28 protein-coding genes are annotated in these 25,281 nt (G+C 64.0%); 11 read left to right on the top strand and 17 right to left on the bottom strand.

The window, feature by feature from the left end; all coding sequences use genetic code 11:
- Window positions 1–10: 10 nt before the first annotated feature.
- The 3 genes from MesoLj_RS09010 to MesoLj_RS09000 form a co-directional block, all read right to left on the bottom strand.
- The gene (locus tag MesoLj_RS09010) at window positions 11–808 is read right to left on the bottom strand and encodes a DUF1194 domain-containing protein (protein WP_202325783.1); all 798 of its coding nucleotides are present in this window, start codon (window positions 806–808) and stop codon (window positions 11–13) included.
- 85 nt (window positions 809–893) lie between these two features.
- Window positions 894–2,708, bottom strand: coding sequence for an ABC transporter ATP-binding protein/permease (locus MesoLj_RS09005; RefSeq protein WP_202325782.1), 1,815 nt, complete (start codon window positions 2,706–2,708; stop codon window positions 894–896).
- Window positions 2,709–2,826: 118 nt separating this feature from the next.
- Window positions 2,827–3,615 (bottom strand): class I SAM-dependent methyltransferase, encoded by a 789-nt coding sequence (locus MesoLj_RS09000; RefSeq protein WP_056576031.1) that lies wholly within the window; start codon window positions 3,613–3,615, stop codon window positions 2,827–2,829.
- A gap of 163 nt (window positions 3,616–3,778) precedes the next feature.
- On the opposite strand from MesoLj_RS09000, the gene gloB reads away from it, so the two are divergent.
- Together gloB and MesoLj_RS08990 are read left to right on the top strand one after the other, a co-directional pair.
- A complete protein-coding gene (gene gloB / locus MesoLj_RS08995) occupies window positions 3,779–4,546 on the top strand; it encodes a hydroxyacylglutathione hydrolase (protein WP_202325781.1) in 768 nt (255 codons plus the stop codon).
- A 22-nt stretch (window positions 4,547–4,568) separates the two neighbouring features.
- On the top strand, window positions 4,569–5,009 hold the full coding sequence (locus MesoLj_RS08990) for a cupin domain-containing protein (RefSeq protein ID WP_202325780.1): 441 nt from the start codon (window positions 4,569–4,571) through the stop codon (window positions 5,007–5,009).
- On the opposite strand, the gene MesoLj_RS08985 is transcribed toward MesoLj_RS08990, so the two are convergent.
- The 3 genes from MesoLj_RS08985 to MesoLj_RS08975 are packed head-to-tail and all read right to left on the bottom strand — an operon-like array spanning window position 4,984 to window position 7,401.
- Window positions 4,984–5,658, bottom strand: coding sequence for a lysoplasmalogenase (locus tag MesoLj_RS08985; RefSeq protein WP_202325779.1), 675 nt, complete (start codon window positions 5,656–5,658; stop codon window positions 4,984–4,986). The two genes, MesoLj_RS08990 and MesoLj_RS08985, sit on opposite strands and share 26 nt — an antisense overlap.
- Complete coding sequence (gene yddG / locus MesoLj_RS08980) at window positions 5,655–6,569, bottom strand: aromatic amino acid exporter YddG (RefSeq protein ID WP_202325778.1); 915 nt, start codon at window positions 6,567–6,569, stop codon at window positions 5,655–5,657. Before yddG ends, MesoLj_RS08985 begins: the two co-directional genes overlap by 4 nt.
- A 43-nt stretch (window positions 6,570–6,612) precedes the next feature.
- Window positions 6,613–7,401, bottom strand: a complete 789-nt coding sequence (locus tag MesoLj_RS08975) for a DUF3108 domain-containing protein (RefSeq protein ID WP_202325777.1) — start codon at window positions 7,399–7,401, stop codon at window positions 6,613–6,615.
- 259 nt (window positions 7,402–7,660) lie between these two features.
- Between MesoLj_RS08975 and rpmB the strand changes: the two genes are divergently transcribed.
- The 3 genes from rpmB (at window position 7,661) to MesoLj_RS08960 (ending at window position 9,562) form a co-directional block, all read left to right on the top strand.
- Window positions 7,661–7,957: a 50S ribosomal protein L28 gene (gene rpmB, locus MesoLj_RS08970; RefSeq protein ID WP_010911765.1), complete on the top strand. Its 297-nt coding sequence runs from the start codon at window positions 7,661–7,663 to the stop codon at window positions 7,955–7,957.
- Window positions 7,958–8,111: 154 nt separating this feature from the next.
- Window positions 8,112–8,792, top strand: a complete 681-nt coding sequence (locus MesoLj_RS08965; RefSeq protein ID WP_056576011.1) for a queuosine precursor transporter — start codon at window positions 8,112–8,114, stop codon at window positions 8,790–8,792.
- Between the two features lie 59 nt (window positions 8,793–8,851).
- Window positions 8,852–9,562 (top strand): spermidine synthase, encoded by a 711-nt coding sequence (locus MesoLj_RS08960; protein WP_202325776.1) that lies wholly within the window; start codon window positions 8,852–8,854, stop codon window positions 9,560–9,562.
- A 26-nt stretch (window positions 9,563–9,588) separates the two neighbouring features.
- On the opposite strand, the gene MesoLj_RS08955 is transcribed toward MesoLj_RS08960, so the two are convergent.
- From MesoLj_RS08955 to MesoLj_RS08930, 6 genes are all read right to left on the bottom strand, one after another.
- Window positions 9,589–10,074: an SRPBCC family protein gene (locus MesoLj_RS08955; protein ID WP_202325775.1), complete on the bottom strand. Its 486-nt coding sequence runs from the start codon at window positions 10,072–10,074 to the stop codon at window positions 9,589–9,591.
- Complete coding sequence (locus MesoLj_RS08950) at window positions 10,071–10,448, bottom strand: ArsR/SmtB family transcription factor (RefSeq protein WP_202327225.1); 378 nt, start codon at window positions 10,446–10,448, stop codon at window positions 10,071–10,073. Before MesoLj_RS08950 ends, MesoLj_RS08955 begins: the two co-directional genes overlap by 4 nt.
- Before the next feature lie 158 nt (window positions 10,449–10,606).
- On the bottom strand, window positions 10,607–11,632 hold the full coding sequence (locus tag MesoLj_RS08945) for an esterase-like activity of phytase family protein (RefSeq protein ID WP_202325774.1): 1,026 nt from the start codon (window positions 11,630–11,632) through the stop codon (window positions 10,607–10,609).
- The gene (cobT, locus tag MesoLj_RS08940; protein ID WP_202325773.1) at window positions 11,629–13,527 is read right to left on the bottom strand and encodes a cobaltochelatase subunit CobT; all 1,899 of its coding nucleotides are present in this window, start codon (window positions 13,525–13,527) and stop codon (window positions 11,629–11,631) included. The genes MesoLj_RS08945 and cobT overlap by 4 nt, the downstream gene beginning before the upstream one ends.
- 11 nt (window positions 13,528–13,538) lie before the next feature.
- Complete coding sequence (cobS, locus tag MesoLj_RS08935) at window positions 13,539–14,525, bottom strand: cobaltochelatase subunit CobS (RefSeq protein WP_056576002.1); 987 nt, start codon at window positions 14,523–14,525, stop codon at window positions 13,539–13,541.
- Window positions 14,526–14,648: 123 nt separating this feature from the next.
- Window positions 14,649–15,278, bottom strand: a complete 630-nt coding sequence (locus tag MesoLj_RS08930) for a J domain-containing protein (RefSeq protein WP_115140634.1) — start codon at window positions 15,276–15,278, stop codon at window positions 14,649–14,651.
- A 159-nt stretch (window positions 15,279–15,437) separates the two neighbouring features.
- Here MesoLj_RS08930 and MesoLj_RS08925 point away from each other — a divergent pair, with 159 nt between their 5' ends.
- On the top strand, window positions 15,438–15,740 hold the full coding sequence (locus MesoLj_RS08925) for a BolA family protein (RefSeq protein WP_202325772.1): 303 nt from the start codon (window positions 15,438–15,440) through the stop codon (window positions 15,738–15,740).
- Between the two features lie 30 nt (window positions 15,741–15,770).
- Here MesoLj_RS08925 and MesoLj_RS08920 read toward each other — a convergent pair whose 3' ends face one another.
- The 5 genes from MesoLj_RS08920 to MesoLj_RS08900 form a co-directional block, all read right to left on the bottom strand.
- The gene (locus MesoLj_RS08920) at window positions 15,771–17,324 is read right to left on the bottom strand and encodes an acetolactate synthase large subunit (protein WP_202325771.1); all 1,554 of its coding nucleotides are present in this window, start codon (window positions 17,322–17,324) and stop codon (window positions 15,771–15,773) included.
- Between the two features lie 181 nt (window positions 17,325–17,505).
- Entirely contained in the window at window positions 17,506–18,306 is an 801-nt protein-coding gene (locus MesoLj_RS08915; protein WP_202325770.1) for an alpha/beta hydrolase, read from the bottom strand.
- Window positions 18,307–18,391: 85 nt separating this feature from the next.
- A complete protein-coding gene (locus MesoLj_RS08910; RefSeq protein ID WP_140772411.1) occupies window positions 18,392–19,282 on the bottom strand; it encodes an HlyC/CorC family transporter in 891 nt (296 codons plus the stop codon).
- Between the two features lies 1 nt (window position 19,283).
- Window positions 19,284–20,420, bottom strand: coding sequence for a 3-dehydroquinate synthase (gene aroB / locus MesoLj_RS08905; protein WP_202325769.1), 1,137 nt, complete (start codon window positions 20,418–20,420; stop codon window positions 19,284–19,286).
- Complete coding sequence (locus MesoLj_RS08900; RefSeq protein ID WP_140772415.1) at window positions 20,417–21,028, bottom strand: shikimate kinase; 612 nt, start codon at window positions 21,026–21,028, stop codon at window positions 20,417–20,419. The genes aroB and MesoLj_RS08900 overlap by 4 nt, the downstream gene beginning before the upstream one ends.
- A 211-nt stretch (window positions 21,029–21,239) precedes the next feature.
- Here MesoLj_RS08900 and MesoLj_RS08895 point away from each other — a divergent pair, with 211 nt between their 5' ends.
- The 5 genes from MesoLj_RS08895 (at window position 21,240) to MesoLj_RS08875 (ending at window position 25,281) form a co-directional block, all read left to right on the top strand.
- On the top strand, window positions 21,240–21,392 hold the full coding sequence (locus MesoLj_RS08895) for a histidine kinase (protein WP_202327223.1): 153 nt from the start codon (window positions 21,240–21,242) through the stop codon (window positions 21,390–21,392).
- Window positions 21,393–21,414: 22 nt separating this feature from the next.
- The gene (locus tag MesoLj_RS08890; RefSeq protein ID WP_202325768.1) at window positions 21,415–22,332 is read left to right on the top strand and encodes a site-specific tyrosine recombinase XerD; all 918 of its coding nucleotides are present in this window, start codon (window positions 21,415–21,417) and stop codon (window positions 22,330–22,332) included.
- Window positions 22,333–22,430: 98 nt separating this feature from the next.
- A complete protein-coding gene (locus tag MesoLj_RS08885; protein WP_202325767.1) occupies window positions 22,431–23,381 on the top strand; it encodes an acetyl-CoA carboxylase carboxyltransferase subunit alpha in 951 nt (316 codons plus the stop codon).
- Between the two features lie 173 nt (window positions 23,382–23,554).
- Window positions 23,555–23,692 carry a hypothetical protein gene (locus MesoLj_RS08880; protein ID WP_202325766.1) on the top strand — a complete coding sequence of 46 codons (138 nt, stop codon included), beginning with the start codon at window positions 23,555–23,557 and terminating at the stop codon, window positions 23,690–23,692.
- A 257-nt stretch (window positions 23,693–23,949) separates the two neighbouring features.
- The gene (locus MesoLj_RS08875) at window positions 23,950–25,281 is read left to right on the top strand and encodes a L,D-transpeptidase family protein (protein ID WP_202325765.1); all 1,332 of its coding nucleotides are present in this window, start codon (window positions 23,950–23,952) and stop codon (window positions 25,279–25,281) included.

The raw sequence follows: 25,281 nt of genomic DNA, 5'->3' as shown, positions 1-25,281 counted from the left end.
GGCGCCAGGCCTACCGGTCGAGTTCCGGGAAATAGGGATCCGACAGGAACCGCCTGTCCCGTTCGCCCTTCAGGCAGTCGATCGGCGCGTCCGCGTCGACGGGGATGATGCTGGCCTTATCCTGAACGCCGCTCACTTCAAGGATCAGCTTGCGCCGGATGGCGGTGGAAAATTCGGCGGCCGCATGGATCGGCAGCACGAAGGAGCCAGGCCCGCCGGTCACGCACTGCGCATAATACTGGTCGAGATGGCTGAAGGTCGGCGACGGGTTGATCAGGATCGGCAGGCCGTTGATGACGATGCCTTTGGCGATGGCCGCATCGCGCGTCGCGGTGACCGGCGGCCCGATATTGTTGGGACCATCGCCCGATATGTCGATGACGCTGCGTTCGCCGGCGAAGTTCGTCCTGTCGAAAAGCCCCGCACCGAAGGCAAGCGCGGTGGAAATCGAGGTGCCGCGAAAACTCCGGAACGGGCGCGCCGCCACCTTGTCGGCAAAGCTGTTGGCGCTTTGCGCGCTGTCGATGATCTGCCAGCCGATGATCGCGTCATCGCGCACGGTGCCCGCCCATTCGAAATAGGCGAGCGCGATGCGACCCGTATTGCCGGAACGGACGGCCCGGATGAAGTCGGGATGCCGTAGCGCTTCGACATAGCCGGCGCGTTGCAACGCGAACTCCTTCTCATCCATCGACAACGAGATGTCGACCGCCAGGACCAGCTCGACATCGACGGCCAGCGCCGGTGGCGAGGCAATGGGAGTAGCCTGCGCGCAGGTGAGACAGGCAATCAGAAAGGCATCAAACATGGCGGCGCCAGGGTCGTTTCCCCGGCAAATCTTCCATCGCGATCACGGCAAAATGAGGTTTTGCGCAGGCAGCCGGAGACACAGCCTACTTCTTGCGGCGGACGGCGGGGGGCGGATCGATGGCCCCGGCCCTGACACGGGCGGGCTTCAGCGCCGGCGCACCGGAATCCTTCACGATCGTCAAACCACGCGGAAAGAACTGATTGTTGTGCTGGCCGCGCCCGATATTGATGATCGTGGCTCCCGTCAGGTGCTTTTCCAGCATCGCCAGCACGCGGCGCAGCGCGGGTCCATCGAACGCATCCATCGCTTCGTCGATGATCACCCATTTCGGCCGCCGCAGGGCGAGCCTGGCCACGCCCAGCAAGCGCTGTTCGTCATCACCCAATTCATGGTCCCACCGCCCGACACGGTCGAGCGACGACGACAGCCGTTCAAGGCCAACCTCGGCCAGCACCGCCGAAATGTCGGCATCGCTCGCGGGCGCATGACCGTTCGCGTGATTGAGCACCTCGCGCAGGGTGCCTGCGGGCAAATACGGGACACGTGGCACGAAGATGAGGGTTTCTCCCGCCGGCAGGCCGATCTTTCCGCCGCCCCAGGGCCAAAGCCCGGCGATGGCGCGGAAGAACAGCGTCTTGCCGGCGCCCGGCTCGCCGGTGATCATGACGCGCTCGCCGGCGCGGATTTCGACATGTTCGTCGGAGAGTTTTGTGCAGCCCTCCGGCGAGGCCACTTCGAGCTTCTCGAAGGTCAGGCTGCCATTGGCATTTTGGTCGAAGGTGATGCGCTTTTCGGTGTCGTGCAGCACATCGGTTTCATTGAGCGCGATGCGGAAATCGGCGACGCGCATGAGCGTGGCGCGCCAGTCGGCGATGCTGCCGATATTGTTGATGAACCAGCGCAACGAAGAATGGACCTGGTTGAAGGCGCCGACCGCCATCATCAGCCCGCCAAAGCTGATATCGCCCGAGAAATAGACAGGCGAGGCGACCAGGATCGGCGCCACGACGGTGATCCAGCCATAGGTATCGGTCACCCAGGACAGGTTGATCTGGGCGGTATAGATGCGCCGCATGGCGCCCAGCACCGTGCCGAGGTCGAGTTCGAGCCGCCGCCTGGCATCGTCCTCGCCATGGTAGAGCGCGATGGCATCGACGTTCTCGTTGACGCGCACCATCGAGGAGCGCAGTTCCGCTTCGCGCGTGTAGCGGTCGCTGTTCAGGCTGATGAGCGGGCGCCCGACCAGCCAGCTCAGCCAGGAGGCGGTGCCGGCGTAGAGGAACGCGGCCCAGACCATGTAGCCCGGTATGGCCAGCGACCAGCCGTTGACGTGGAAGACGAAGCCCGAAGACAGTTCCCACAGCACGCCGACGAAGGACACAAGCAGGATGAGCGACTGCAGGAGCCCGACGCCGAGGTCCGTCGACAGGTCCGACAGATGCGCCGCATCCTGCTGCATGCGCTGATCCGGATTGACGCCGATGGCGCCGGCATTGGCCAGCCGGAAGGCGCGCGCCGGCCGCATCCACTGGTCGATCAGATCCAGCGTCAGCGCCTCGCGCAGCTTCAGCCGGATCATCTGGTTGAGCCAGGTCTGGCCGATATTGAGCACCAGCAGCCCGCCGGCGATCATGGCAAAGACAAGGAGCTGGTGCAGGAAGGCCGCCATGTCGCGGCGCGCCAGCGCATCGTAGAAGGGCTGGTTCCAGCGATTGAGCAGGACCTGGCCGATCGATGTCGCGACGATGACGGCCATGATGCCGACCGACGTCCACAGCAACCACTTGCGAACCGGCGATACCACCAGCGCTTGCTTTATCGTCGTGACCTGATCACGCAGGCTGCTGGCCACGGCGACCGGCTGAACGGTGGCCTGATTGTCCAGTTGATCAGCCATATCAGAAGTCCTTGCGCTCAGGTGCGATGCTGAAACCGGATGAAGAGAGCCGACGGCCGCCGCCCGTGCACGACAGATAGGTCGGAAAAATGCCGCGCGAGGAAAGTTTCCGCGCTGATCACGAAGGTTTCACCTGGCGAGCCGACGTTGCCGCGCCTCCGGCCTCTGCCCGGCGGCCGAGCCGTGTCGCGCCATGCGGCGACAGCACCGGCACGAAGACGCGGCGAGACGCGCGCTGGACCACCGGGACACCCTGGTAGAGCCGCTTCTGCGCCTCGACGACGATGACACCGGAAAAGATCGGCCACAGCCGCCGGCCGAAGCGCTCCAGCACATTGTGGAAGCGCATCATGAAGCGTCGCCGTGATGGCGGGAAGAACAGCGCATCCGACCACGCCGCCGGCGTGAAATTCGCCTCGCGCAACAGTTCCGTCAATTGCCCGCGCGAGAAAGGCCGGCCATTGCCGAACGGCGTGTGCTCGAAGCGCGCCCAGACCCCGCGCCGGTTCGGCACGACGATGACGACGCGCCCGGCGGGCGAAAGCACCCGCCAGATCTCGTTCAGCGTCTCGCGCGGGTTTTCGACATGTTCGAGCGAATGGACGAGCAACATGCGGTCGATGCAGGAATCGACCAGCGGCAGTTCCTCGTCGAAGACCAGGGCGGTCGCCGTCGGCCCTGTTGCCGGCCAGACCACGGCGCCCTGCGTCGCCGGCATGAAGGCGAAGACCCGCTCGGCGTCGGAGCCGAAACGCTCCAGCCAGGGCAATGTATAGCCGAGACCGACCAGGCGTTCGTTTGGCACGGCGGCCCATATCGAGGACAGCGCCATGGTGATCGAGCGTTCGGCGAACCGGCCGAGCGTTGTCGAGTAGAACGAGCGAAGGTCGACGATGTCGGAATGCATGTCAGGGATGTAGCCGTGATATCGGCCGGATTCAACAAAGGGCCCTGAGGCGCCCGACATACTCGGATGAGATTCATCATCCCCGGGAATGACATTCGTCATCCCGTGGATGACATCCGTCCTCTGGCGCCCTATGTCTGCGGCGACAAAAGGAGAGATGCGAATGGCGGTCGAAATCGAGCAGTTCATGTGCCGCGCGGACAATTTCGGCGTGCTGGTGCATGACCCCAGGAGCGGGCAGACCGCGATCATCGACGCGCCCGAGGAGGCGCCGATCCTGGCCGCGATCAAGCGCACCGGCTGGACGCCGACGATGATCCTGACCACGCATCATCATATGGATCACGTCGAGGCGAATCTGGCGCTGAAGGAGCGCTTCAAGCTGCGCATCGTCGGCCCGGAGGCGGAAAAGGCCAAGATCCCCGGCATTGACGAAACCGTTGAAGAAGGCTCCGTCCTTCATCTCGGCGATGAGCGCATCGAGGTGATCGCCACCCCCGGCCATACAGCCGGGCACGTCTCCTATCATCTGCCGGCATCGCAGGTGGCGTTCACCGCCGATACGCTGTTCGCGCTCGGCTGCGGGCGGCTGTTCGAATGCAAACCGCCGGTGATGTATGATTCTCTGAAGAAACTGGCCGCGCTTCCCGCCGCGACGACAATCTATTGCGGCCACGAATATACGCTCGCCAACGCCCGTTTCGCGCTGACCGTCGACCCGACCAATTCGGCATTGAGGGAGCGCGCCGCCAGGATCGAGGCACTGCGGGTCGACAACAAGCCGACACTGCCGACGACGATCGGCGAGGAACTGTCGACCAATCCCTTCCTGCGCTGGCACGATCCGGCGATCCGCAAGCATCTCGGCATGGAAAAGGCCGGGAATGCCGAGGTGTTCGCCGAAATCCGCAAACGCAAGGACAATTTCTGAGCCTGGTGGTATCGTCGACCCCATGACGAGTTCCGCGGAAATCATCGCTTTGCTTGGTCTGAAACCGCATCCGGAAGGCGGCTGGTACGCGGAGACATTTCGCGACGAAGCCGGCGGTGCGCGCGGCCATTCGACCGCGATCTACTTCCTGCTGGAACAGCATCAGCTTTCGGCATGGCACCGGGTCAGGGACGCCGCCGAGGTCTGGCACTTCCACGCCGGCGCGCCGCTGGCGCTGTCGATGTGGGAAGAAGGCGCAGCCGTGATCGAGCAGGTGCTGGGCATCGAACTCGCGGCGGGCGAACGACCGCAGATCGTCGTACCGGCAGGCTGGTGGCAATCGGCGCGCAGCCTGGGCGACTGGACGCTGGTCGGCTGCACCGTCGCGCCGGGGTTTGATTTCGCCGCCTTCGAACTGGCCGCGCCGGGCTGGCAGCCTAACCCAGCAGGAAACCCAGCGTAATCGAGAGCTGGGCGGCATAGTACAAGACCCAGACGGCCAAACGCATCCAGCCGCGATGTGGCGAGATGGCCGCGACCAGGAATTTCTCCGTGGCCAGCAGCCCGTCCGATGCCATGAACAGCACTGCGCCGCCGATGACCCAGGCATTGCTCGTCGTCAGTGCCGCCATGCCCATCGCCAGGATCGCCAGGACATAACAGGCGATCGGAACACGCAGGCTGGGGCCGACGCGGCGCCAGAGCGCAGCCAGCATGACGATCACGAACACCGCCAATGCCAAGGCAATCGCCCCGCGCCAGGCTTCCGCGCCAAGCAGTGCCAACCCGCCACCGCTGCGCAGGAACAGCGCGATATAGACGATATGGGCGACGAGAAAGCTGGCCAAGCCGCCGAGAAACGCCTTTTCGCCGTCGCGCGACAGGAACGCGTCGCCAATGGCGCTGAGCGCAAGAGCGGCGACCAGCAGCAGCGGGCCACCTTGCAGCGCCGCCAGCACGGCAAGCATCGCGACCGCGAGCGTCTTTGCCGCCGAGCGGGCGAGCGTCGGCGCCATGCCTGAGGAGAAGGCGTAGATCACCGCCGCCACCAACGAAAAGATCAGCGTTGCATTGGCGTTGGCATCGATGCCGCCGGCAAACGGCATCGTCATGCCCCGGCTCCGCTTTCGGATGCCCCGGCCTCGCCCCCAGCCGCGACCGGCTTGCGCAGGAACAGGGATTTGGCCGCCAGGGCCGCGCCGCCGGTGATCAGCACGCAGGCGGTCAGGATGCGCAGTGACGGCTCGGCGACGCCGGCCGCAATCAGCACCAGTGTCGACAGCAGCGGCGCCGCATAGCTCGCCGCCCCCAGCACCTGGATGTTGCCGCGCTTGACGCCGATGTCCCAGGCATAGAAGGCAGCCCCCACCGGCATCAGGCCAAGGCCAAGCACCGCCAGCCACTGGCCGGCGCCGTCCGGCAGGACCGTTTGCTCCAGCGCCAGATGGCAAACGAGCGACAACACGGCGGTCGCCGCGCAGAACCAGGTGACGATGCTGGTCGGTACCGACGGAAAGCGCCGCGACAACAGCGAATAGGACGACCACAACAGGGCGCAGATGGCGGCCATCGCATAGCCGAAGGTGTAGCGTGCATCGAAGGCCAGCCCGCCACCCTTGGTCACGATCAGAACCGTGCCGGCCAGGCCGAGCAGCGCGCCGACGACATGGTTCCACGCCAGTTTTTCATCCGGCATCAGCGCGGAGCCCAGCACGATCAGCAGCGGCCACAGATAGGCGATCAGGCTCGCCTCCACCGCTGGCGCGTTGCGCAAGGCGGTGAAATAGAAAAAGTGGTAGCCGAACAGGCCGGCAATGCCAATCACCCAGACCTGGGGTGGTATTTTCTGGCTCCTGTCGGCCGCCGGCATGAACAGCCGTGCGACCAGCCCGACGCCAGTGCCGATCGAGAAGGTGATTGCCGACAAAAGGAACGGCGGCACTTTGCCGGATGCGTCGGTGAGCAGCGCCAAAAGCGCCCACATGGCGACCGCCGAAAAGCCGATCAGTGTTGCGCGCCCCATTTTTTCTCCCGTGGCGCGCCCTCTTCTGTTTCCGGTGGCGTGCCTATTGTACCGCTTCGAAACGCCCGGCGCTGATGGTCAAGGTGCCGATCTGCGTTCCGACCGTGGCGTGGATCGGCGCATATACTCCGGTTTGGCCGAGCGGCGCAAACGTCACCATCATGCGGCTTTTGTTCTTGAGATAGTTGAGTGCCTTGCGGCCCTTGCGATAGCCGGCCACCGGCTCGAAACCCATCCGGCAGGTTATGGTATCGCCCTTGTAGCCCGGCACCGAGATCGTGCCTTTCGAGGCGTAGGTCAGCGTCAGATCGGCGCGCATCTCGCCGTCATAGAACTTGACCTTGCGGCCGCAGACCTGATCGAGACTGTCGGCATGGATGACGGTCGCCGCCATTGGATCGAGCACCGCGGCGAGGTCGCCGGCACCGATCGGCACCCAGGCATTGGGGTCACGCTTGCCGGGCGCCGGGATGACCTGCGTCGAGGTCACGTTGCCATTGGCAAAGCGGATGTCGATCGCGGACGCCTTCTTGCCGGAGGTGTAATCGGCACGAAATGCCTGCGGCACCATCTTCTGGCCCGAAATCGTGCCCTTGGACGAGATCGTACCCCGCGTGTCGTCGAACAGCTTGGCGAGACCGGCCGCCGTCACGGTGCCGTCGATCGCGTAGGCGCCGTTCTCATAGTGGCTTGAGAAGGTCGATCTTGCGATCGAGAGGCCAAGAAACGAGACCGTGTATTCTCCTTTGAAGGACTGCGGCGAGGCAGCGGAGGCGGCCGACGGCAAGGCGATGGCAAGCACGGCAACAAGTGCGTGAGACAAACGAGGCATGGCGGGATCGGATCCTTGATTTTCGGCCGGAGGCGGGCAACTCCGGTCTGGCATGTCCCTATAAGACCGCTTATAGGGTGAAATCCGGCCTTAATATGAAATGCCGGGCGCTTCCGTGGGGAAGCCGGAGCTTGACGCCCCTGTGAAATGCAACTATGGAACGCCAACTTTTTCCATAAGGCCGCCTGACCAGAACCGCGCGCCACCCGGCGTGGGCACAAGGGTTTGGCAGGTCCCGAGAGAACTGAAGGTTAGAATTATGTCCCGCACCTGCGAACTCACTGCCAAGGCAGTCCAGACCGGCAACAATGTGAGCCACGCCAACAACAAGACCAAGCGTCGCTTCCTGCCGAACCTCGTCAATGTGACGCTGATTTCGGAAGCGCTGAACCAGAATGTGCGCCTGCGCATCTCGGCCAACGCGCTGCGTTCGGTCGAGCATCGCGGCGGCCTCGACGCCTTCCTGGCCAAGGCCGACGTCAAGGAACTGTCGCAGCGCGCGCGCCTGCTGAAGAAGCAGATCGCCAAGAAGCTGGCCGAACAGGTCGCTGCCTAACATCGGATAAAGGCGGGGGACCGCCCGGGCCAACCTCTTGTTGGCTTGGAGCATCGGATGGATCCGCAAGGTTCGACAATCCGATGCTCGACTACGAAGCGAGCACCGCCCGATGGGCAGATGCTCCGCTGGTTCCATTACCCAGGATAAAAAAATGACTTCCTTCTCGCGATATTTGCCCTTCGTGGCCGCCATGGCGCTTGTCGTCGTGGCGTCGAACATCCTCGTGCAGTTCCCGATGCAGGGCCAGATCGGCGGCCTGTCGCTGGCGGACCTGCTTACCTGGGGCGCTTTCACCTATCCCTTCTCGTTCCTCGTCACCGACCTCGCCAACCGCCGCTACGGGCCTGCCGTGGCGCGCCGGATCGTCTTTGTCGGCTTCATGACGGCGGTGGTTTGCTCGATCCTCGTCCCGCCCTTCCTGTTCCGCCATGGCCTGATCGAATTCGAGACCGCCGCTGACCGGCTGGCGCGCATCGCCGCCGCTTCAGGCGCGGCGTTCCTCTCCGCGCAATTGCTTGACGTGACCGTGTTCAACCGGCTGCGCCGGCAGAGCTGGTGGCGGGCGCCAATCGTCGGCACGCTGGTCGGATCGGTGTTCGACACCATGGTCTTCTTCACCGTCGCTTTCTCGGCCGCTTTCGCCTTTGCCGGCCCGAATGATAGCTTTGCGCTCGAAACGGCGCCGCTGATGGGCGTCTTCCATATCGAGGCCATGCGCTGGGTTTCCTGGGCGTTGGGCGATCTCTCGGTGAAATTGATCATTGCCGTGGTCGCGCTTATCCCCTACCGGCTGCTCGCCACCCGCTGGAGCCAGCCGGCAGTGGCCGCCTAGACCATGATCCCGAAAAGTGGCTCCCGGTTTTCGGAAAAGATCATGGTCAGACAAAGCCCATGATCCCCTGGGTCCAGCTCGATTCGGCAAAGACCGGGGATGGTGCCCAAGAGCTTCGTCTCAAGCGGCGCGGCAGCGAATTCTCGATCATGCTCGGCACCAACGAGCTGATGAACAGCCGCCTCAGCGGCTCCGAGGAAGCGCTGGCGAGACTGTCATGCCAGAGGATTTCGGGCCAGAGGGTTTCGGGCCAGAGGATTTCGGGCCATCGGCAGCCGAGGATCCTCATCGGCGGCCTTGGCATGGGTTTCACGCTGCGCGCTGCTCTTGCCGAACTCGGCAAGGATGCCAGCGTCACTGTCGCCGAACTGGTGCCGGCCGTGGTCGCCTGGGCGCGCGGCCCGATGGCGGAAGTGTTTGGCGGTTGTCTCGACGATCCCCGCGTCACCATCCAGGAGACCGATGTCGGGCAATCGATACGGTCGGGGCCTGCGGCCTGGGACGCGATCCTGCTCGATGTCGACAATGGCCCCGAGGGTATCGTCCACAAGGGCAATGACGCCCTCTACAGCCTGGCGGGCCTTGGCGCCGCGCGCAGTGCCCTCAAACCCGGCGGCGTGTTGGCAGTGTGGTCGCAGGGGCCGGATACAGGCTTCACGCGGCGGCTCAAGCAGGCGGGTTTCGCTGTCGAGGAGGTCAACACGCGCGCCAACGGCAAGCGCGGCGCGCGCCATGTCATCTGGATCGCCACCAACAGCCCACGGTCCTGACCAAGCCGTCGCTGGCGGCGTCGGGCTTACCTTGACCTCTGAAGTTCCGCGGCGAGGCTCTCCAGCAGCCCGCGCGTCCCCTCCTCCCGTCCCTTGGCGGAATCGACGCCATCGAAGAAAGCGCCTTGCTCGGTATAGGTCAGCCTTGTGCCATCGCCTACGGGCGTCAGTTCGACGGTGGTCAGCGACACCGACATAGGGTGCGGCCCGATCGCCATCCGGTAGGAAAACACGATGCGCTGGTCCGGAACGATGTCCTGGAACTGGGCGTCGAGCCTGACCTCCGGGCCGCCGCCATAACTGAAGCGCGACACCTCGCCACCGCCGACACGGAAGTCGAAGCTGAATTCGGCGATGGTAAAACCGTCGCCTCCGACCCGCCAGCGCCGCACCGTCGCCTTGTCGGCAAAAGCACGGAAGACTTTGGCCGGCGATTGCGGGTAGGTCCGCTCGATGGTGAATGTGGAGTGGATGACGGAATGCTCGTCCTTCACGGGGGCGATCTGGTTCATTGCTTTTCGTCCTTTTCCTGTTTCTTCCTGGGGGATTGGCCTTCTGGGGATGGATTTGACTCGGCCAGGATTTCACCGAGCCGGTCGAGATGGCGTTCCGCCGGTATGCGGCGTTCGGCAATCCAGTCTGCGAGCGGGGCAAGCCCGCCCGGTTCGATCCGGCAGGTGCGCACCCGCCCGATCTTTTCGCTGCGGATCAGCCCGCAGGCCTCCAGCGCCTGCAGATGCTGCAGCACGGCGGCAAACGTCATGCCGAACGGCTCCGCCAGCTGACTGACGGTGGCCGGTCCGCGGCTTAGCCTTTCCAGGATCTGGCGACGGGTTGGCTCGACAAGAGCGCGAAGGATGCAGTCGATCTCGGAATAGTTAAGCATGGACTTGAGTATTGCGGCAGGAGCGCCAATTGTCAAGTCTTGACTAAAGTATTTGTAAATCGAGTGACGGGCAGTCGACCCCAACCAGATCGAACCCGCCCCAAATCGAATCCGCCGTTGAAAACCCTCAACTTCAGCTTCGCGGTTGGAGCGGCTTCTCAATCCTGGTGGAGAATGAATTCCAGATAGAGGTTGCGTTGCAGGATCGAGTGGTTGTCATCGGAGATCAGCGACACCATCAGCGCGCCGTCATCGCGGGTCCAGACGTCAAGACCTTCCATATTGTCGATCTGGTAGCCCATGTCGGCTTCCAGCAGCACCGGCCCGTCGGCGACGGCGCCCTTCTCGACGCTCTCGCCATGGATGCGCCGCAGCCGCATCTTGAGCCCGCCCGCCATGGTGAAACTGCGCTCCAGCAGCAAAAGATCGCCATCCGGCAGGAAGGCGCCATCGGTGATGTCGAAATCGTCATTGCGCTTGACGGTGAAGACGCCCTTGTGCGGCCCTTCGATGATGGCGGCATAGATGTTGCCGGCCTTGTCGAGGCTCTTTTCCGAGACCACGACCAGACCGCCCTCGTGCTGGCCATTGACATTGGCGTGGGTGACCGTCTCGAAGCCGCGGTTCTGGCGCAGCTCCCGCGCCGGCACCAGGAAATCCAGCTGCCGGTATGGCGCCTTCATATTGGCCGGGTCGATCCTGAACTGGGAGACGCGGTGGTTGCGCTCGAAACCGACCGTGGCGATGCCATCCTTGACCGCAAGGCCCTCGGCGTCGACTTCCCATTTCTCGTCGATCGGCTGCCCGCTCTGGTCGACCATCTGCTGCATGCGGAAGTTCTGGATGGCTACGGGTCGCCTGTCGGCATCACGGGCCACCGTGCCGAAGAACCAGTAGCCGGTGTCGGCCACGCCGATGAAATCGCTGCCCGCTTTCAGAAAGCGGAAGGCCGACAGCGCGCCGAAATCGCGCGATTTCGAGGTCATTTCCAGGCCGCCGACGAATTCGAGCGGACCGAACTGTTTCTCGTCATGTCCGATCTTGAATTGGCTTATCGCTCTCGCCGAAACCTCGACCGGCTCGACTGAAGCCGGCCCGGCCGCAATCGCCGGTGAAAGGACCATGCCGGCGAATGCGCAAGCGGCAAGAACCGTCTGCCGAAACCCGCCCCGCGAAAGGATCATCCGGCGCGCCGCATGCCGCCGCGCCGCGTGTCGCGTACGCTTTCTTCGGCAAACAGCGAGGCCAGTTGCTCGGTCATGGCACCGGCCAGTTCCTCCGCATCGACGATGGTGACGGCGCGGCGGTAATAGCGCGTGACGTCATGGCCGATGCCGATGGCGAGCAATTCCACCGGCGAGCGCGTCTCGATCAGCTCGATGACGGCGCGCAAATGCCGCTCAAGGTAATTGCCCGGATTGACCGACAGCGTCGAATCGTCGACCGGCGCGCCGTCCGAGATCATCATCAGGATCTTGCGCTGTTCGGGCCGGGCGATCAGCCGGTTGTGCGCCCACAGCAGCGCCTCGCCGTCGATATTTTCCTTGAGCAGGCCTTCGCGCATCATCAGGCCGAGATTGCGCCGTGCCCGACGCCACGGATGGTCGGCGGATTTGTAGATGATGTGGCGCAGATCGTTGAGGCGGCCGGGGTTCGGCGGCTTGCCGTCCTTCAGCCATTTTTCACGCGCTTGCCCACCTTTCCAGGCCCGGGTGGTGAAGCCGAGGATCTCGACCGAGACACCGCAGCGTTCCAGCGTGCGCGCCAATATGTCGGCGCAGGTGGCGGCGACCGTGATCGGCCGTCCGCGCATCGAACCCGAATTGTCGAGCACCAGCGTCACCACCGTGTCGCGGAATTTTGTGTCGCGTTCCTGCTTGAAGGACAGCGGCTGCATCGGGTCGATGACGACGCGCACCAGCCGCGCCGGATCGAGATAGCCCTCTTCGAGGTCGAAATCCCAGGACCGGTTCTGCTGTGCCATCAGCCGGCGCTGCAGACGGTTGGCCAACCGCCCGACCACGCCCGACAGATTGGCAAGCTGCTTGTCGAGAAAGGCGCGCAGCCGGTCGAGCTCTTCCTCTTCGCAAAGCTCCTCGGCGCCGACCGTCTCGTCGAAAGCGGTGGTGAAGACCTTGTAGTCGATTTCCTTCGGCAGATTGGTGAAGGGATTGTCGTTGCGGCGCGCCTCGCCGGGCGTCTCGGCATCGGCATCGTCATCGTCGGACAGGTCGTCGGCGGTGGCGTCGGACGCCTCCGTCTCGGACGACTGCTCGTCATCGGCCGAAGCCTCGGCATCCTCGGACTGCGACTGCTCGGAGCCGGAATCCTCTTCACCGCCCTCCTCGCTCTGCTCCTCGCCTTGCGGCTGGTTGTCGTCATTGTCCTCGGAGTCTTCCGTCTCCTGGTCGTCGCCGAGTTCCTCGGCCATTTCCATGGAGGCGAGCATCTCGCGCACGACGCGGGCAAAGGCCTGCTGGTCGTCGAGCTTGGCCGACAGCCCGTCGAGGTCGGCCTTGGCCTTCTCCTCGACCCAGGGCCGCCAGAGTTCGACCAGCCGCTCGCCGCTCTTCGGGACCGGCCGGCCGGTCAGCTTCTCGCGCACCATCAGCGCCAGCGCTTCCTCGATCGGCGCGTCGGCCTTGTCCTTGACGTCGACAAGGTTGGCCTTGGTGTATTTATCCTCCAGCATCGAGCCGATATTGTCGGCGACGCCTTGCATGGCGCGGCTGCCGATCGCCTCGACGCGGGCCTGCTCGACCGCGTCATAGATGGCGCGGGCCGCCTTGCCTTCCGGTGCCAGCTTGGTGTGGATGCGCGCATCGTGGCAGGCGCGCTTCAGCGCCATGGAATCGCCGAGCCCACGGGTGATCGCGATGTCGGTCTTCGAGGCCTTTTTCGGCAGTTCGGGCAAGCGCGCACGGCTGCCGGCGAGCGCCGGCCGATCCTTGGCGAAGCCGACTTCCATGTCCTTGTCGCCGGCAATGGCGCGCATGCAGACGGTGACGGCGCGCTTGAAGCTGTCGGCTTCAGACCCCGTCTTGGACTTGTTGCGCGTGTTGTCGCCCGGACCCGCCATCGAGGCTCTGCTTAGCCCAGCACCACGTTGGCGGCGCTCTCGGGCAGATCCTCGCCGAAAGCGCGCTGGTAGAACTCGGCCACCACCGAGCGCTCGAGCTCATCGCACTTGTTGAGGAAGGTCAGCCGGAACGCCATGCCGATATTGCCGAAGATCTCGGCGTTCTCGGCCCAGGTGATGACCGTACGCGGGCTCATCACGGTCGACAGATCGCCATTGATGAAGGCCGAGCGCGTCATGTCGGCGACGCGCACCATCTTGTTGACGATGTCCTTGCCCTTCCCATCGCGATAGTGCTTGGCCTTGGCCAGCACGATGTTCACTTCATTGTCGTGCGGCAGGTAGTTCAGCGTGGTGACGATCGACCAGCGGTCCATCTGCGCCTGGTTGATCTGCTGCGTGCCGTGATAGAGGCCGGTGGTGTCGCCGAGGCCGACCGTGTTGGCGGTCGAGAACAGGCGGAACGCCGGATGCGGGCGGATGACCCGGCTCTGGTCGAGCAGCGTCAGCCGGCCCGAGGATTCCAGCACGCGCTGGATGACGAACATCACGTCCGGGCGGCCGGCGTCATATTCGTCGAAGCAGAGCGCGACATTGTGCTGGTAGGCCCAGGGCAGGATGCCGTCGCGGAATTCGGTGACCTGCAGCCCGTCCTTGACGACGATCGCGTCCTTGCCGACGAGATCGATACGGCTGACATGGCTGTCGAGGTTGACGCGCACGCAGGGCCAGTTGAGGCGGGCCGCGACCTGTTCGATATGGGTCGACTTGCCGGTGCCGTGATAGCCCGAGACCATGACGCGGCGGTTGTAGGCAAAGCCGGCGAGGATCGCCAGCGTCGTCGCCTTGTCGAACAGATAATCCGGATCGACATCAGGCACATGTTCTGATGTCACCGAGTAGGCCGGCACCACCATCTTGGAGTCGAAGCCGAATTTCTCCTTAACCGACACCGTCGTGTCGGGCAGGTTGGCGATGTCGCGATCGACCTTGTTCATATCTCTCAACGTCTCCACGGGCGAAACGTCCCGTTTCGCCGGCAATCGATTTTGTTCGGGGGCGGTCTTAAAGCCTTTTCCAACCTTATGAAAGTTGGAAAACGACACAAACCATAGGGTCGCTCAGCACAGGCCCGCCTGTTTGAGCACGCGATAGGCCTGCAGCACATCGCGGAACCGGTCTTCCGAACCTCTGTCGCCACCATTCGCATCCGGATGGTGACGCTTCACCAGTTCCTTATAGCGCGCCTTGATATCCTTGCCAGTCGCCTTTGTATCAAGGCCAAGCGTTTCCAGCGCCTTGGCCTCAAGCGGCTTGGCCTTGCGCTCGCGCGCCTCGCGCGGATCCTTCGGTCCCTTGAACAGGTCGAACGGGTCGCGCATGCGGTTGTAGTAGCCGGCGCGGCCGGAGCGCATCTGCGCCATATCAGGCGATGAACGCGTCGAGGCGCCGTTGACGCCCATCTTCCAGGTCGGCCGGTGGCCGGTCATCGCTTCCTTCTGGAAGCGCGCCACCTCGGTATCCGGCACGCCGGAGAAATAGTTGAAGCCCTTGTTGTACTCGCGCACATGGTCGAAGCAGAAGCGGAAATACTCGCCCTCCTTCATCCGCCCGACCGGCGCGCGATGGGTGCCGGCCTCCTTGCAGCCGTCCCACTGGCAAATCGGCGAGTGCGACTTCAGCTCCGCGTCCTTGTCAGGGCGGACGCGAATCTTCTCGAAATATTTGGGATACGGCTTCATCTCACCCATTTATGGGGCGTTCGCAGATGCGAAACAAGAATTGACATTTTCGCGATCATCGCCCTAACCGCTGAATCGCGGCTTAAAGCAGGCGAATGGCGGATTTAGTTGCGAAACAGCGGCCCCCAGGGCTGTTACGCCAGCCATATGTGGTGAAGGGAGAAGGCAATGTCCATACAGGCGACCATGGAAGACAAGCTCAACAGGGCATTTTCGCCGGATCGGCTGGTCATCATCAACGAAAGTCATCTCCACGCCGGCCATCACCACCACGGCTCCGACCATCACGGCGCCTATGACGGCACCGGCGAGACGCATTTTCGCGTCCGCGTCGTCGCGTCCGCTTTTGCCGGCATGAGCCGCATCGACCGCCACCGCGCCGTCAACGAACTGCTGGCCGACGAACTGAAGGCCGGCGTGCACGCGCTGGCGATCGAACCGGCGGCGCCCGGTGAGAAGACGCGCTGGTAGGTCGGACCCGCCCGCCTGTCAGTTGGACGGTCAGATCAGCGCTTCGATCAGGAATGGGCCGCGCCGCGACAGGGCGCTGTCCAGAAGCGCGTCGAATCGCTCGCAGGTGTCGGCGCGCGCCGCCTCCACCCCCATGCCCTTGGCCAGCGACACCCAGTCCAGCGCGGGATGGTCGAGGTCGAGCATGCGCCTGGCGTTCTCGCCGATCGCATTGACGCCGACATTCTTCATCTCGCCATGCAGGATCGCGTAGGTGCGGTTGGAAAAGACGATCGTCACCACGTCGAGATTTTCCCGCGCCTGCGTCCACAGGCCCTGCACCGTGTACATGCCGCTGCCATCGGCCTCCAGATTGATCACTTTGCGGTCGGGACAGGCGATCGCCGCCCCCGTCGCCATCGGAATACCGCCGCCGATCGATCCGCCGGTGCCCATCATGTAGTCATGCGGCGCGGCGAAGGCCGACAGCGCGAAGAAACGCCTGGCCGAAGTGACCGCCTCGTCGCAGACGATCGCATTGGCCGGCAGCTTGCGCGCTACAGACAGCGCGATGGCGTCTTCCGTGAGCTGGCCGCGCGGCGCTGCCTCGTCGGGAAAGGTGGTCGCGAACACCGTCTGCTGCGACGGCTTGACGCCGAGCTCATCACGAAGCGCTCCGAGCGCCGCCCGCAGATCATCTCCATGGGCGGCCAACGTCAGCACCTGGCAGTCGTCGCGCACAAGCCGCCCCGGTTTTCCCGGATAGGCGAAGAAGGCGACCGGCTCGCTGCCGCCGACCAGCACCAGGACATCGATATCCCCCAGCAACGCCGTCGCCGCATCGATCGGATAGGGAATGCGGGTCGGCGCCACGCGCCCGCGTCCGCGCTGCATGCGCGCGATCAGGACCTCACTGAACAGACGGACATCGCAGGCTGTCGAGATCTGGCCGGCGATCTCGAGCGCATCGGCACGCGCCGCCCGCCCGCGGACTATCATGCCGACGCGCCCTGGCGCGTCACGGATCGCGGCGGCAGCCTCGCGCACGGCATCCATGTCGACCGCCGGCGGCGGAGAAAGCACGACCTTGCCCGGCGAGGCAGGGTTGGCGTCGCCCCAGGCGGCATCGGCCGGCAGGATCAGCGTGGTGACGCCCGGCGGCGTCAGCGAGGCGCGGAAGGCGGCTTCGGTGGCCGGCTGTACATCTGCGGGTCCTTCGATCCGGCGCACCCAGTTGGACATCGGCGCCGCAAGGCCTTCGATGTCACTGGTGAGCGGCGCGTCGAGGGCCAGGTGATAGGAAGCATGGTCGCCGACGATGTTGATCATTGGCGTCCTGGCACGGCGCGCATTGTGCATGTTGGCCAGCCCATTGGTCAGGCCCGGACCTGTGTGCAGCAAAGTCGCGGCCGGACGGTCGGTCATGCGCGCATAGCCGTCGGCCGCCCCCGTCACGACGCCCTCGAACAGGCCAAGCACGCAACGCATCTCCGGCTTGCGGTCGAGCGCGGCAACGAAATGCATCTCGGAGGTGCCGGGATTGGCGAAGCAGACCGTCACATCATTGGCCAGCAGCACGTCGCACAGCACATCGGCACCATTCATGCAATTTTCTCCCCATTCGCGGTCAGCAGCAAATCCGGGACAGGCGCGTAGCGCCTTCCCTTACGGATTTGCGTCAAGCAGATGGAGCAATTGCACCCGCGGATGTCCGCGCGGCAATATCCCGCCGCTGCTTTTGGCATGATCCAGTCGCAGGAATGGACGAGCGGAAAGTCTTCGGCGATCAGCCGGCCGCGGATTTCAGGAATGCCAGGGCGGCAGCGGTCAGCGCGTCACCATCCCTGCCGAAATCGCGGTCGATAGACATGTGCGTATAGGCACTGCCGTCGAACAGTGTCACCTCGGTACCCGTGGCGCGCAGGCGCTCGGCAAAGGCCTTGGACTCCTCGCCACGGCCCTCGGCGCGCGAATAGGCGATGAAGGTCGGCGGATGCTTGCGGCCGTCGACATGGCTGGCCGGCGACAGTGCCGCCCATTGCGAGCGATCGGAAAAGACCCGCGCATAGGCCCGCACCATGCCGCCATTTTTCTCGAGCGCCGCAAGGTCATAGGCCCTGGTGTCGTCGAGGAGCAGCCCGGCGACGCCGGGCAGCCCGCCGCGCATGCCGGTCAAGGCAATCAGATGGCAACCTGCCGAATGGCCCATGCCAACAATGCGCTTGGGATCGCCGCCATGCCCGGCGATGTTGGCCCTGACAAAGGCATAGGCCTTTTCCACATCGGCGGCCTGGGTGGCGACATCGGCCTCAGGCAGCATGCGGTAGTCGATCGAAACGAAGCAGAAGCCGTTGGCGAGCAGGAATGCCGGCTTGGCGCCCACCTGGCTGCGTTTGCCGAACTCCCAGGCGCCGCCATGGACGAAAAAGACGACAGGCAGTCCGTTCGCGCCGTCGGGCGCGTAGATGTCGAGCTTGGCCGGCCCGTAATCGAAGGTTTTGGGAGAGGGCGAGGATTGCCGCGCGAAAGTCGTGGCCGGCAGAAAAGCCGCCATCGAAACTAAAAGCAGGGTTCGCCGATCGATCATCATCTTCTCCTGACCGCCCGGCGCAAAATGCACCGGGGCGACGCGAAGTTCCAATGAAGGATCGGTGACGTGGCCTGCCGCCAAGCTAAGCGACCGGCCTGATCCTGATCCTGGCGATCCGGTTCTTGTCGCGCTTCATGACGATGAAGCGCTTGCCGTGGAAGGTGAAGGCCTGCTTCTCCTCTGGTATCGACTGTGTCTCATGGATGACAAGGCCGGCGATGGTGGTCGCCTCCTCGTCCGGCAGGTTCCAGTCGAGCGCCCGGTTCAGGTCGCGGATCGGCACCGTGCCGTCGACGACAACGGAGCCGTCCGCCTCCTGCTTGACGCCCTGTATGTCGACATCGTGTTCGTCGGCGATTTCACCGACAATCTCCTCGATGATGTCCTCCAGCGTCACCAGCCCCTCGACCTCGCCATATTCGTCGACGACGATGGCGAAATGCGCCTTGCGGCGCAGGAAGGCGTTGAGCTGTTCCTGCAAGGTCGTGGTGTCGGGCACGAACCAGGGTTTCGAGGCGATCTTCATCACGTCGATCCTGGAAAAATCATTGCCGACTTCGTTCAGCGCACGCAGCAGGTCCTTGGCGTGCAGCACGCCGACGATATTGTCGAGCGAGCCCTTCCACAACGGCATGCGCGTGTGCGGGCTCTGCAGGATCTCGCGCACCACCGCTTCCGGCGCATTGTCGGCGTTTACCGATCGCATGTTGGTGCGGTGCACCATGATATCGGAGACTTCGAGCTCTTCGAGATCGAACAGGCCGCCGACGCGGTCGCGGTCCTCGCGCACCACCTGGCCGTCGCGGCGGAAATCGTCGACCGCGCCACGCAATTCGTCCTGGCTCGACCGCTGCGGCTCGATTCGCGACAGCTCATAGCCGAACATGGCGAGAAGACGCGTGCGCACGGCAACGACCAGCAGGATGACGATGGCAAGGACGGCGACGACGATCCAGCCCGTCTCGTTGTCCATCTCAGCCGGCTTTCCGGCTGGTGGGATGGTTTTCCCTCAGGAAGGACAGCACTTCCGAAGCGGGCACATCCTTGGCAATGAAGGCCTGGCCGACGCCGCGCGTCAGGATGAAGGTCAGCGCGCCGCGCGATACCTTCTTGTCCTGGCCGATGAAGGAAAGCAGCGCCTCGGCATCGGGCAAGTCACCTGGAATATCGGACATCCGCCACGGCAGACCGACGGCGCGCAGATGCGTCTCGACGCGCGCCGCGTCGTCGGGGCTCGCCAGATTGAGCCGCGAGGAGAACCGATGCGCCAGCGCCATGCCGATGGCGACCCCCTCGCCATGGACGAGGCGGGCTCCGTCATACTGCGTGGCGGCTTCGAGCGCGTGGCCGAACGTGTGCCCGAGATTGAGCAGCGCGCGGTCGCCGGTCTCGAACTCGTCGCGCGCGACGACATCGGCCTTGGCCCGGCAGGCCTCGGCGATCGCCTGTGCTCTCTGCGGCCCGCCGGCGAAAACCTGTCTCCAGTTCGCTTCCAGCCAGGCGAAGAATTCCGGCCGATCGATCAGCCCGTATTTGGCGAGCTCGGCATAGCCGGCGCGGAATTCGCGGATCGGCAGCGTGTCGAGCACTTCGGTGTCGGCCAGCACCAGCTTGGGCTGCAGGAAGACGCCGACAAGGTTCTTGCCGCGCGGGCTGTTGATGCCGGTCTTGCCGCCGACGGAGGAATCGACCTGCGCCAGCAGCGAGGTCGGGATCTGCACGAAATTCATGCCGCGCCGCACGATGCCGGCGGCAAAACCGGTGAGATCGCCGATCACACCGCCGCCAAGCGCGATGACGACGTCGCCGCGCTCCAGCCGGGCTGCCAGAACGCCATCGACCACCTCTTCGAGATGGGCAAAGCTCTTGGTTTTCTCGCCGGGTGGCATTGTGATGACGGTGGGCTGGATGCCGCCCTTCTCAAGCCCGGCCTTCAGCGTATCGAGATGCGCGGCGGCGACATTCTCGTCGGTGACGACAGCCGCGCGCGTGCCCGGCAGCCGGCGGGAGACCTCCTCACCGGCGCGCGACAGAAGGCCGGAACCGATCAATATGTCGTAGGCCCGGTCACCAAGCCCGACTTCGACGGTGACGGGCTGATCCGCGCTCACGATTCGACCTCGCCCGTCGCTGCGATCTCATCGATGCCGAAATGCCGGCACAGTGCGTCCAGCACCTCGGCGGCGATGATCTCCTTGCGGTCGTCGCGGGTCGGCACGGTGACATCGGCGGTCGCATAGACCGGATAGCGCTCCCCCATCAGCCGCTCCAGCACGGCGCGGGGGTCGGCGCTCTTCAGCAGCGGCCGGTTCTGCTTCTTGGAGACCCGTTCCATCAGAAGGTCGAGTTCGGCCTTCAGCCACACCGACACGCCATGGGCCGCGATGGCCTCGCGCGTCTGCGCGTTCATGAAGGCGCCACCGCCGGTCGACAGAACCTGCGGGCCATTTTCCAGCACGCGCAGGATGACACGCTGCTCCAGCGCCCTGAACTCGGTCTCGCCATAGCGCTCGAACAGCTCCGGCACCGTCATGCGCGAAACGCTTTCAATTTCCTGGTCGCTATCGATGAAGGGCAGCGAAAGCATGGTCGACACCTTGCGGCCGATCGCCGTCTTGCCGGCGCCCATCAGGCCGACAAAGACAATGGACCTGCCGCCCAGCCGGCCAAGCAGCGCGGCGTGGGTCTCGCCTGGAGGATTTGCCTGGTGCGCGTTCATCAGCTGTTTCTTGGGCCCTCTTTGCCGGCGTATCGACATGAAAAGCCGGTTTGCGTCAAGCGTGCCGAGCGCCCGGAGCCCGATATGGGCGGATGGGCGCCTGCATCAGAAGTTGCCAACAGGCCTCCGCTTCTTCCTTGAATTGGCCGGATTGGCGTCCCATAAGGGCACAGGGTTTGGAAACGCAGAACAAGAAGACGAGCGAAAATTGATGCCGACACTGTTTCGCTTTGTCGTGACCCTCGCGATTCTGGCCGGCATTGCCTATGGTACGATGTTCGCACTGGTGATGTTCGTCGAGCCGAAAAAAGCGGAGATGAGCGTGCGCATCCCCCCGGACAAGCTGAATCCCAAGAGAAATTGACCCGAAGAAACTGATCGCTAGGATGAACAGCGCCGCCCGCATCGAGGCCTTCCTGGAAATGATGAGCGCCGAGCGGGGCGCTGCAGAAAACACGCTTTCCTCCTACCGGCGCGACCTCGAAGACGCTTCGGGCCAGATCGATGGCGGGCTTGCCGGTGCGGCCGCCGCCGATATCCGCGCCTATCTCGACGACATCGCCGCGCGCGGCTTCGCGCCGACCTCGCAAGCGCGCAAACTGTCGGCGATCCGCCAATTCTTCAAATTCCTCTATGCCGAGGGTCTGCGCGGCGACGACCCGACCGGCACGCTGGACAGCCCGAAAAAGGGTCGGCCGCTGCCCAAGACGATGAGCGAGGCCGAGACCGGCCGGCTGATCGACCGCGCCGCGACCGAAGCCGGCGATGCCGGGCTGGGCTATAGCGACAGGCTGGCGGCGCTCCGCCTGCATGCGCTGGTCGAGGTGCTCTATGCCACGGGCTTGCGCGTTTCCGAGCTGGTCGGCCTGCCGGTTACGGTGGCGCGGCGCGACGACCGTTTCTTCATGGTGCGCGGCAAGGGCGACAAGGAGCGCATGGTGCCGCTGTCGGCCAAGGCGCGCGCGGCGATGCGGACCTGGCTGGCTGCCCGGGCCGGGGTGCCTGTCTTCGCCGACAGCCCGTTCCTGTTTCCGGCCGCATCGGACAGCGGCTACCTCTCGCGCCAGGTCTTTGCCCGCGACCTGAAAGGACTGGCAGCGCGGGCCGGCATCGCTTCGGGCAAGATATCGCCGCATGTGCTGCGCCATGCTTTCGCCAGCCATCTCCTGCAGAATGGCGCCGATCTCAGGGCCGTGCAGCAGCTGCTCGGTCATGCCGACATATCGACGACACAGATTTACACCCATGTGCTGGAGGAGCGGCTGGTGCGGCTGGTCAACGATCATCATCCGCTTGCCGACTAGGCCTCATATCGCTATGTGAGGACGACATTTCACCGCCCGGAACCTTGGTTTCAAGGGTTCCGCGGTCCTTGCCTTCCGACGTATCGGTCCGCTCAAGCATGTACAATTACCTCGATTTCGAAAAGCCGGTGCAGGATCTTGAACTCAAGATCCTCGAGCTCAAGAAGCTTGCCGAGAACGGCGAGGCGGTCGATGTCGCCGATGAGATCGCCAGGCTCGAGAAGCGTTCCCACGACGCGCTGCGCGAACTCTACAAGGCGCTGACGCCGTGGCAGAAGGTGCAGGTGGCGCGCCATTCCGACAGGCCGCACTGCGTCGACTACATCAAGGGCCTGTTCAGCGATTTCACGCCGCTCGCCGGCGACCGCAATTTCGGCGAGGACCAGGCGATCGTCGGCGGCTTTGCCCGCTTTCGCGGCGAGCCTGTCGCGATCATCGGCCAGGAAAAGGGTTCCGACACGACAAGCCGCCTGAAGCACAATTTCGGCTCGGTGCGTCCCGAGGGCTATCGCAAGGCCGTGCGTTTGATGGAGCTTGCCGACCGTTTCAAGATCCCGCTTCTGACCTTGGTCGACACCGCTGGCGCCTATCCTGGCGTTAGCGCGGAGGAACGTGGCCAGGCCGAAGCCATCGCGCGCTCGACCTCGGCCTGCCTTGGCCTGAAAGTGCCGTCGATCTCGGTGGTCATCGGCGAAGGCGGTTCGGGCGGCGCCATAGCGATCGCCACCGCCAACCGCGTCTACATGCTCGAACATGCCATCTATTCGGTGATTTCGCCGGAGGGGGCGGCCTCGATCCTGTGGCGCGACACCACCCGCTTGAAGGATGCGGCGACCAATATGAAGATCACCGCGCAGGACCTTCTGCAAATGAAGGTTATCGACGCCATCATCCCCGAGCCGATGGGCGGCGCCCAGCGCGCGCCCGAAACGGTGATTGCCGCGACGGGCGACCTCATCGCCAGGACGATGAAGGAATTCGCCGGCGCCAACACCGATTTTCGCGAGCAGCGCCGCGAGAAATACCTGGCGATGGGCAGAAGCCTGTAGAGCAATTCCAGGAAAAGTGTGTAACGGTTTTCCGTCCGGAATTGCGTAAAAACAAATAGTTAGAGCGGTTCTGCGATTCCGTCAAACGCTGAACCGCTCTAGGGACTGGGTCACGATGGACACCCTGCTTTAACGGCTGCTAATTAAGCTTGTCGTTTTACGGGGGATCCGAGATGAAAGAATACGAGAGACCTGCGCTGGTCAAAGCGGCCCGCCTGCAAGCACTGACTGCCCAACAGGCGAGTTCCCAGCCGCCAGTGGACAATGGCAATAACGAAGGCGGCAATAACGAAGCTGGCACCATTAGCTAGTCCCCGGCAAATCCGGATCTGTCAAAACGTGTGATCGCCTTGGGATTGCCCCGGCCACCACACGGCAAAGTGGCGGGAAGGCACGATTCCGCCACAAAAATGCCGTCGCATTCGGTTCAATGAAATTGCCGCGAGGCGTTGGCCGAGGCTTGCGGTAAGGAATTTTCAAGGTTAACGGGCTTACGGTCCGTGGGTGTTCAGCATGCGGGCCGGCATTTTGAAGCCATTGGCCCGAGGGAAAAGACATAGCCGTATCCATGTTTGCCAAGCTCGCCCGCACCGGAGTCCTCATCACCTCGATAGCCGTCGCCGGCTGCAATGATTCGTCGATGAAGGACTTTGCCCCGGAAGCCAACAAGCCGCTGCCGGACAAGATCCTGGCCGACATGAGGGCCAAGGGCATGGTGCGTACCTCCTCGGTGATGGCGCGCATCTTCAAGGAAGAGGGCAAGCTGGAGATCTGGAAGGCCAAGACCGACGGCCGCTACGGTCTCGTCGCCTCCTATGACATCTGCAAATGGTCGGGCAAGCTCGGGCCCAAATACACCGAGGGCGACCGCCAGGCGCCGGAGGGCTTCTACACGGTGCGTCCGTCGCAGATGAATCCCAGGTCGAACTATCACCTGTCCTTCAACATAGGCTTTCCCAACGCCTATGACCGTGCCAACGGTCGCACGGGTCAGAACCTGATGGTGCACGGCGCCTGCTCGTCGTCGGGCTGCTACTCGATGACCGACGCGCAGATCGAGCAGATCTATGCCTTCGGCCGCGACGCCTTCCAGGGCGGCCAGACCGAATTCCAGATCCAGGCCTTCCCGTTCCGCATGACCGCCGCCAACATGGCGCGTTATCGCAACGACCCGAACTATGAATTCTGGAAGATGCTGAAGGTCGGCTACGACAATTTCGAGATCACCAAGGTGCCGCCGAAGGTCGACGTCTGCGAAAAGCGCTACGTCTTCAACCAGGTCGCCGCCGACGGCCAGACATTCGATCCGACCGGACAGTGCCCGGCCACCACCCAGCCAGATTCGCTGAAGAGCGCCTACAACGCCTACCAGAGCACCTACGACGCTGCCTTCAACGGCGCGCTCAAGGCAAGCGTGCCGCCGCCCAAGCCGACCATTGCCGGCATCAAGGAAGCCAGTATCGTTTCGGATTGGTCGAAGCGCCGGGCGCGCGGCGAGCGCGTGCCGATCGATCCGCCGTCGCTCAACAACGACGGCACGGTGACCGAGACGGCGCGCATGGGCCGCATCGATTCGCCCGCCGGCCGCAAGATGGCGGCACTCGACGCCGAAAAAGCAGCCAAGCAGAAGGCCGAGGAGCAGCGGCTGGCCGCCATAGAGGCCGCCAAGCAGGCCAAGGAAGCTGCCAAGGCGCAGGCGTTGGCCGAAAAGGAAGCGGCCAAGGCGCAAGCCGTTGCTGCAAAGGAAGCGGCCAAGGCCGCGAAGGAAGCCCCTGTCGCCACCGCCACCATCGCTGCTCCCACGGATGTCGCGCCGGTCGCCGAAACGCAGGCCGCAAGCGCTGATGAAAGCCGAGTGACAAAGCTGAAAAACAAGCTACTCGGCATGTTCGGCGGCTGA

Source organism: Mesorhizobium sp. 113-3-9 (assembly GCF_016756515.1).
GTDB lineage: Bacteria > Pseudomonadota > Alphaproteobacteria > Rhizobiales > Rhizobiaceae > Mesorhizobium.
The sequence above is the reverse complement of the archived record's forward strand: the minus strand, read 5'-3'. Positions and strand labels throughout refer to the sequence as shown.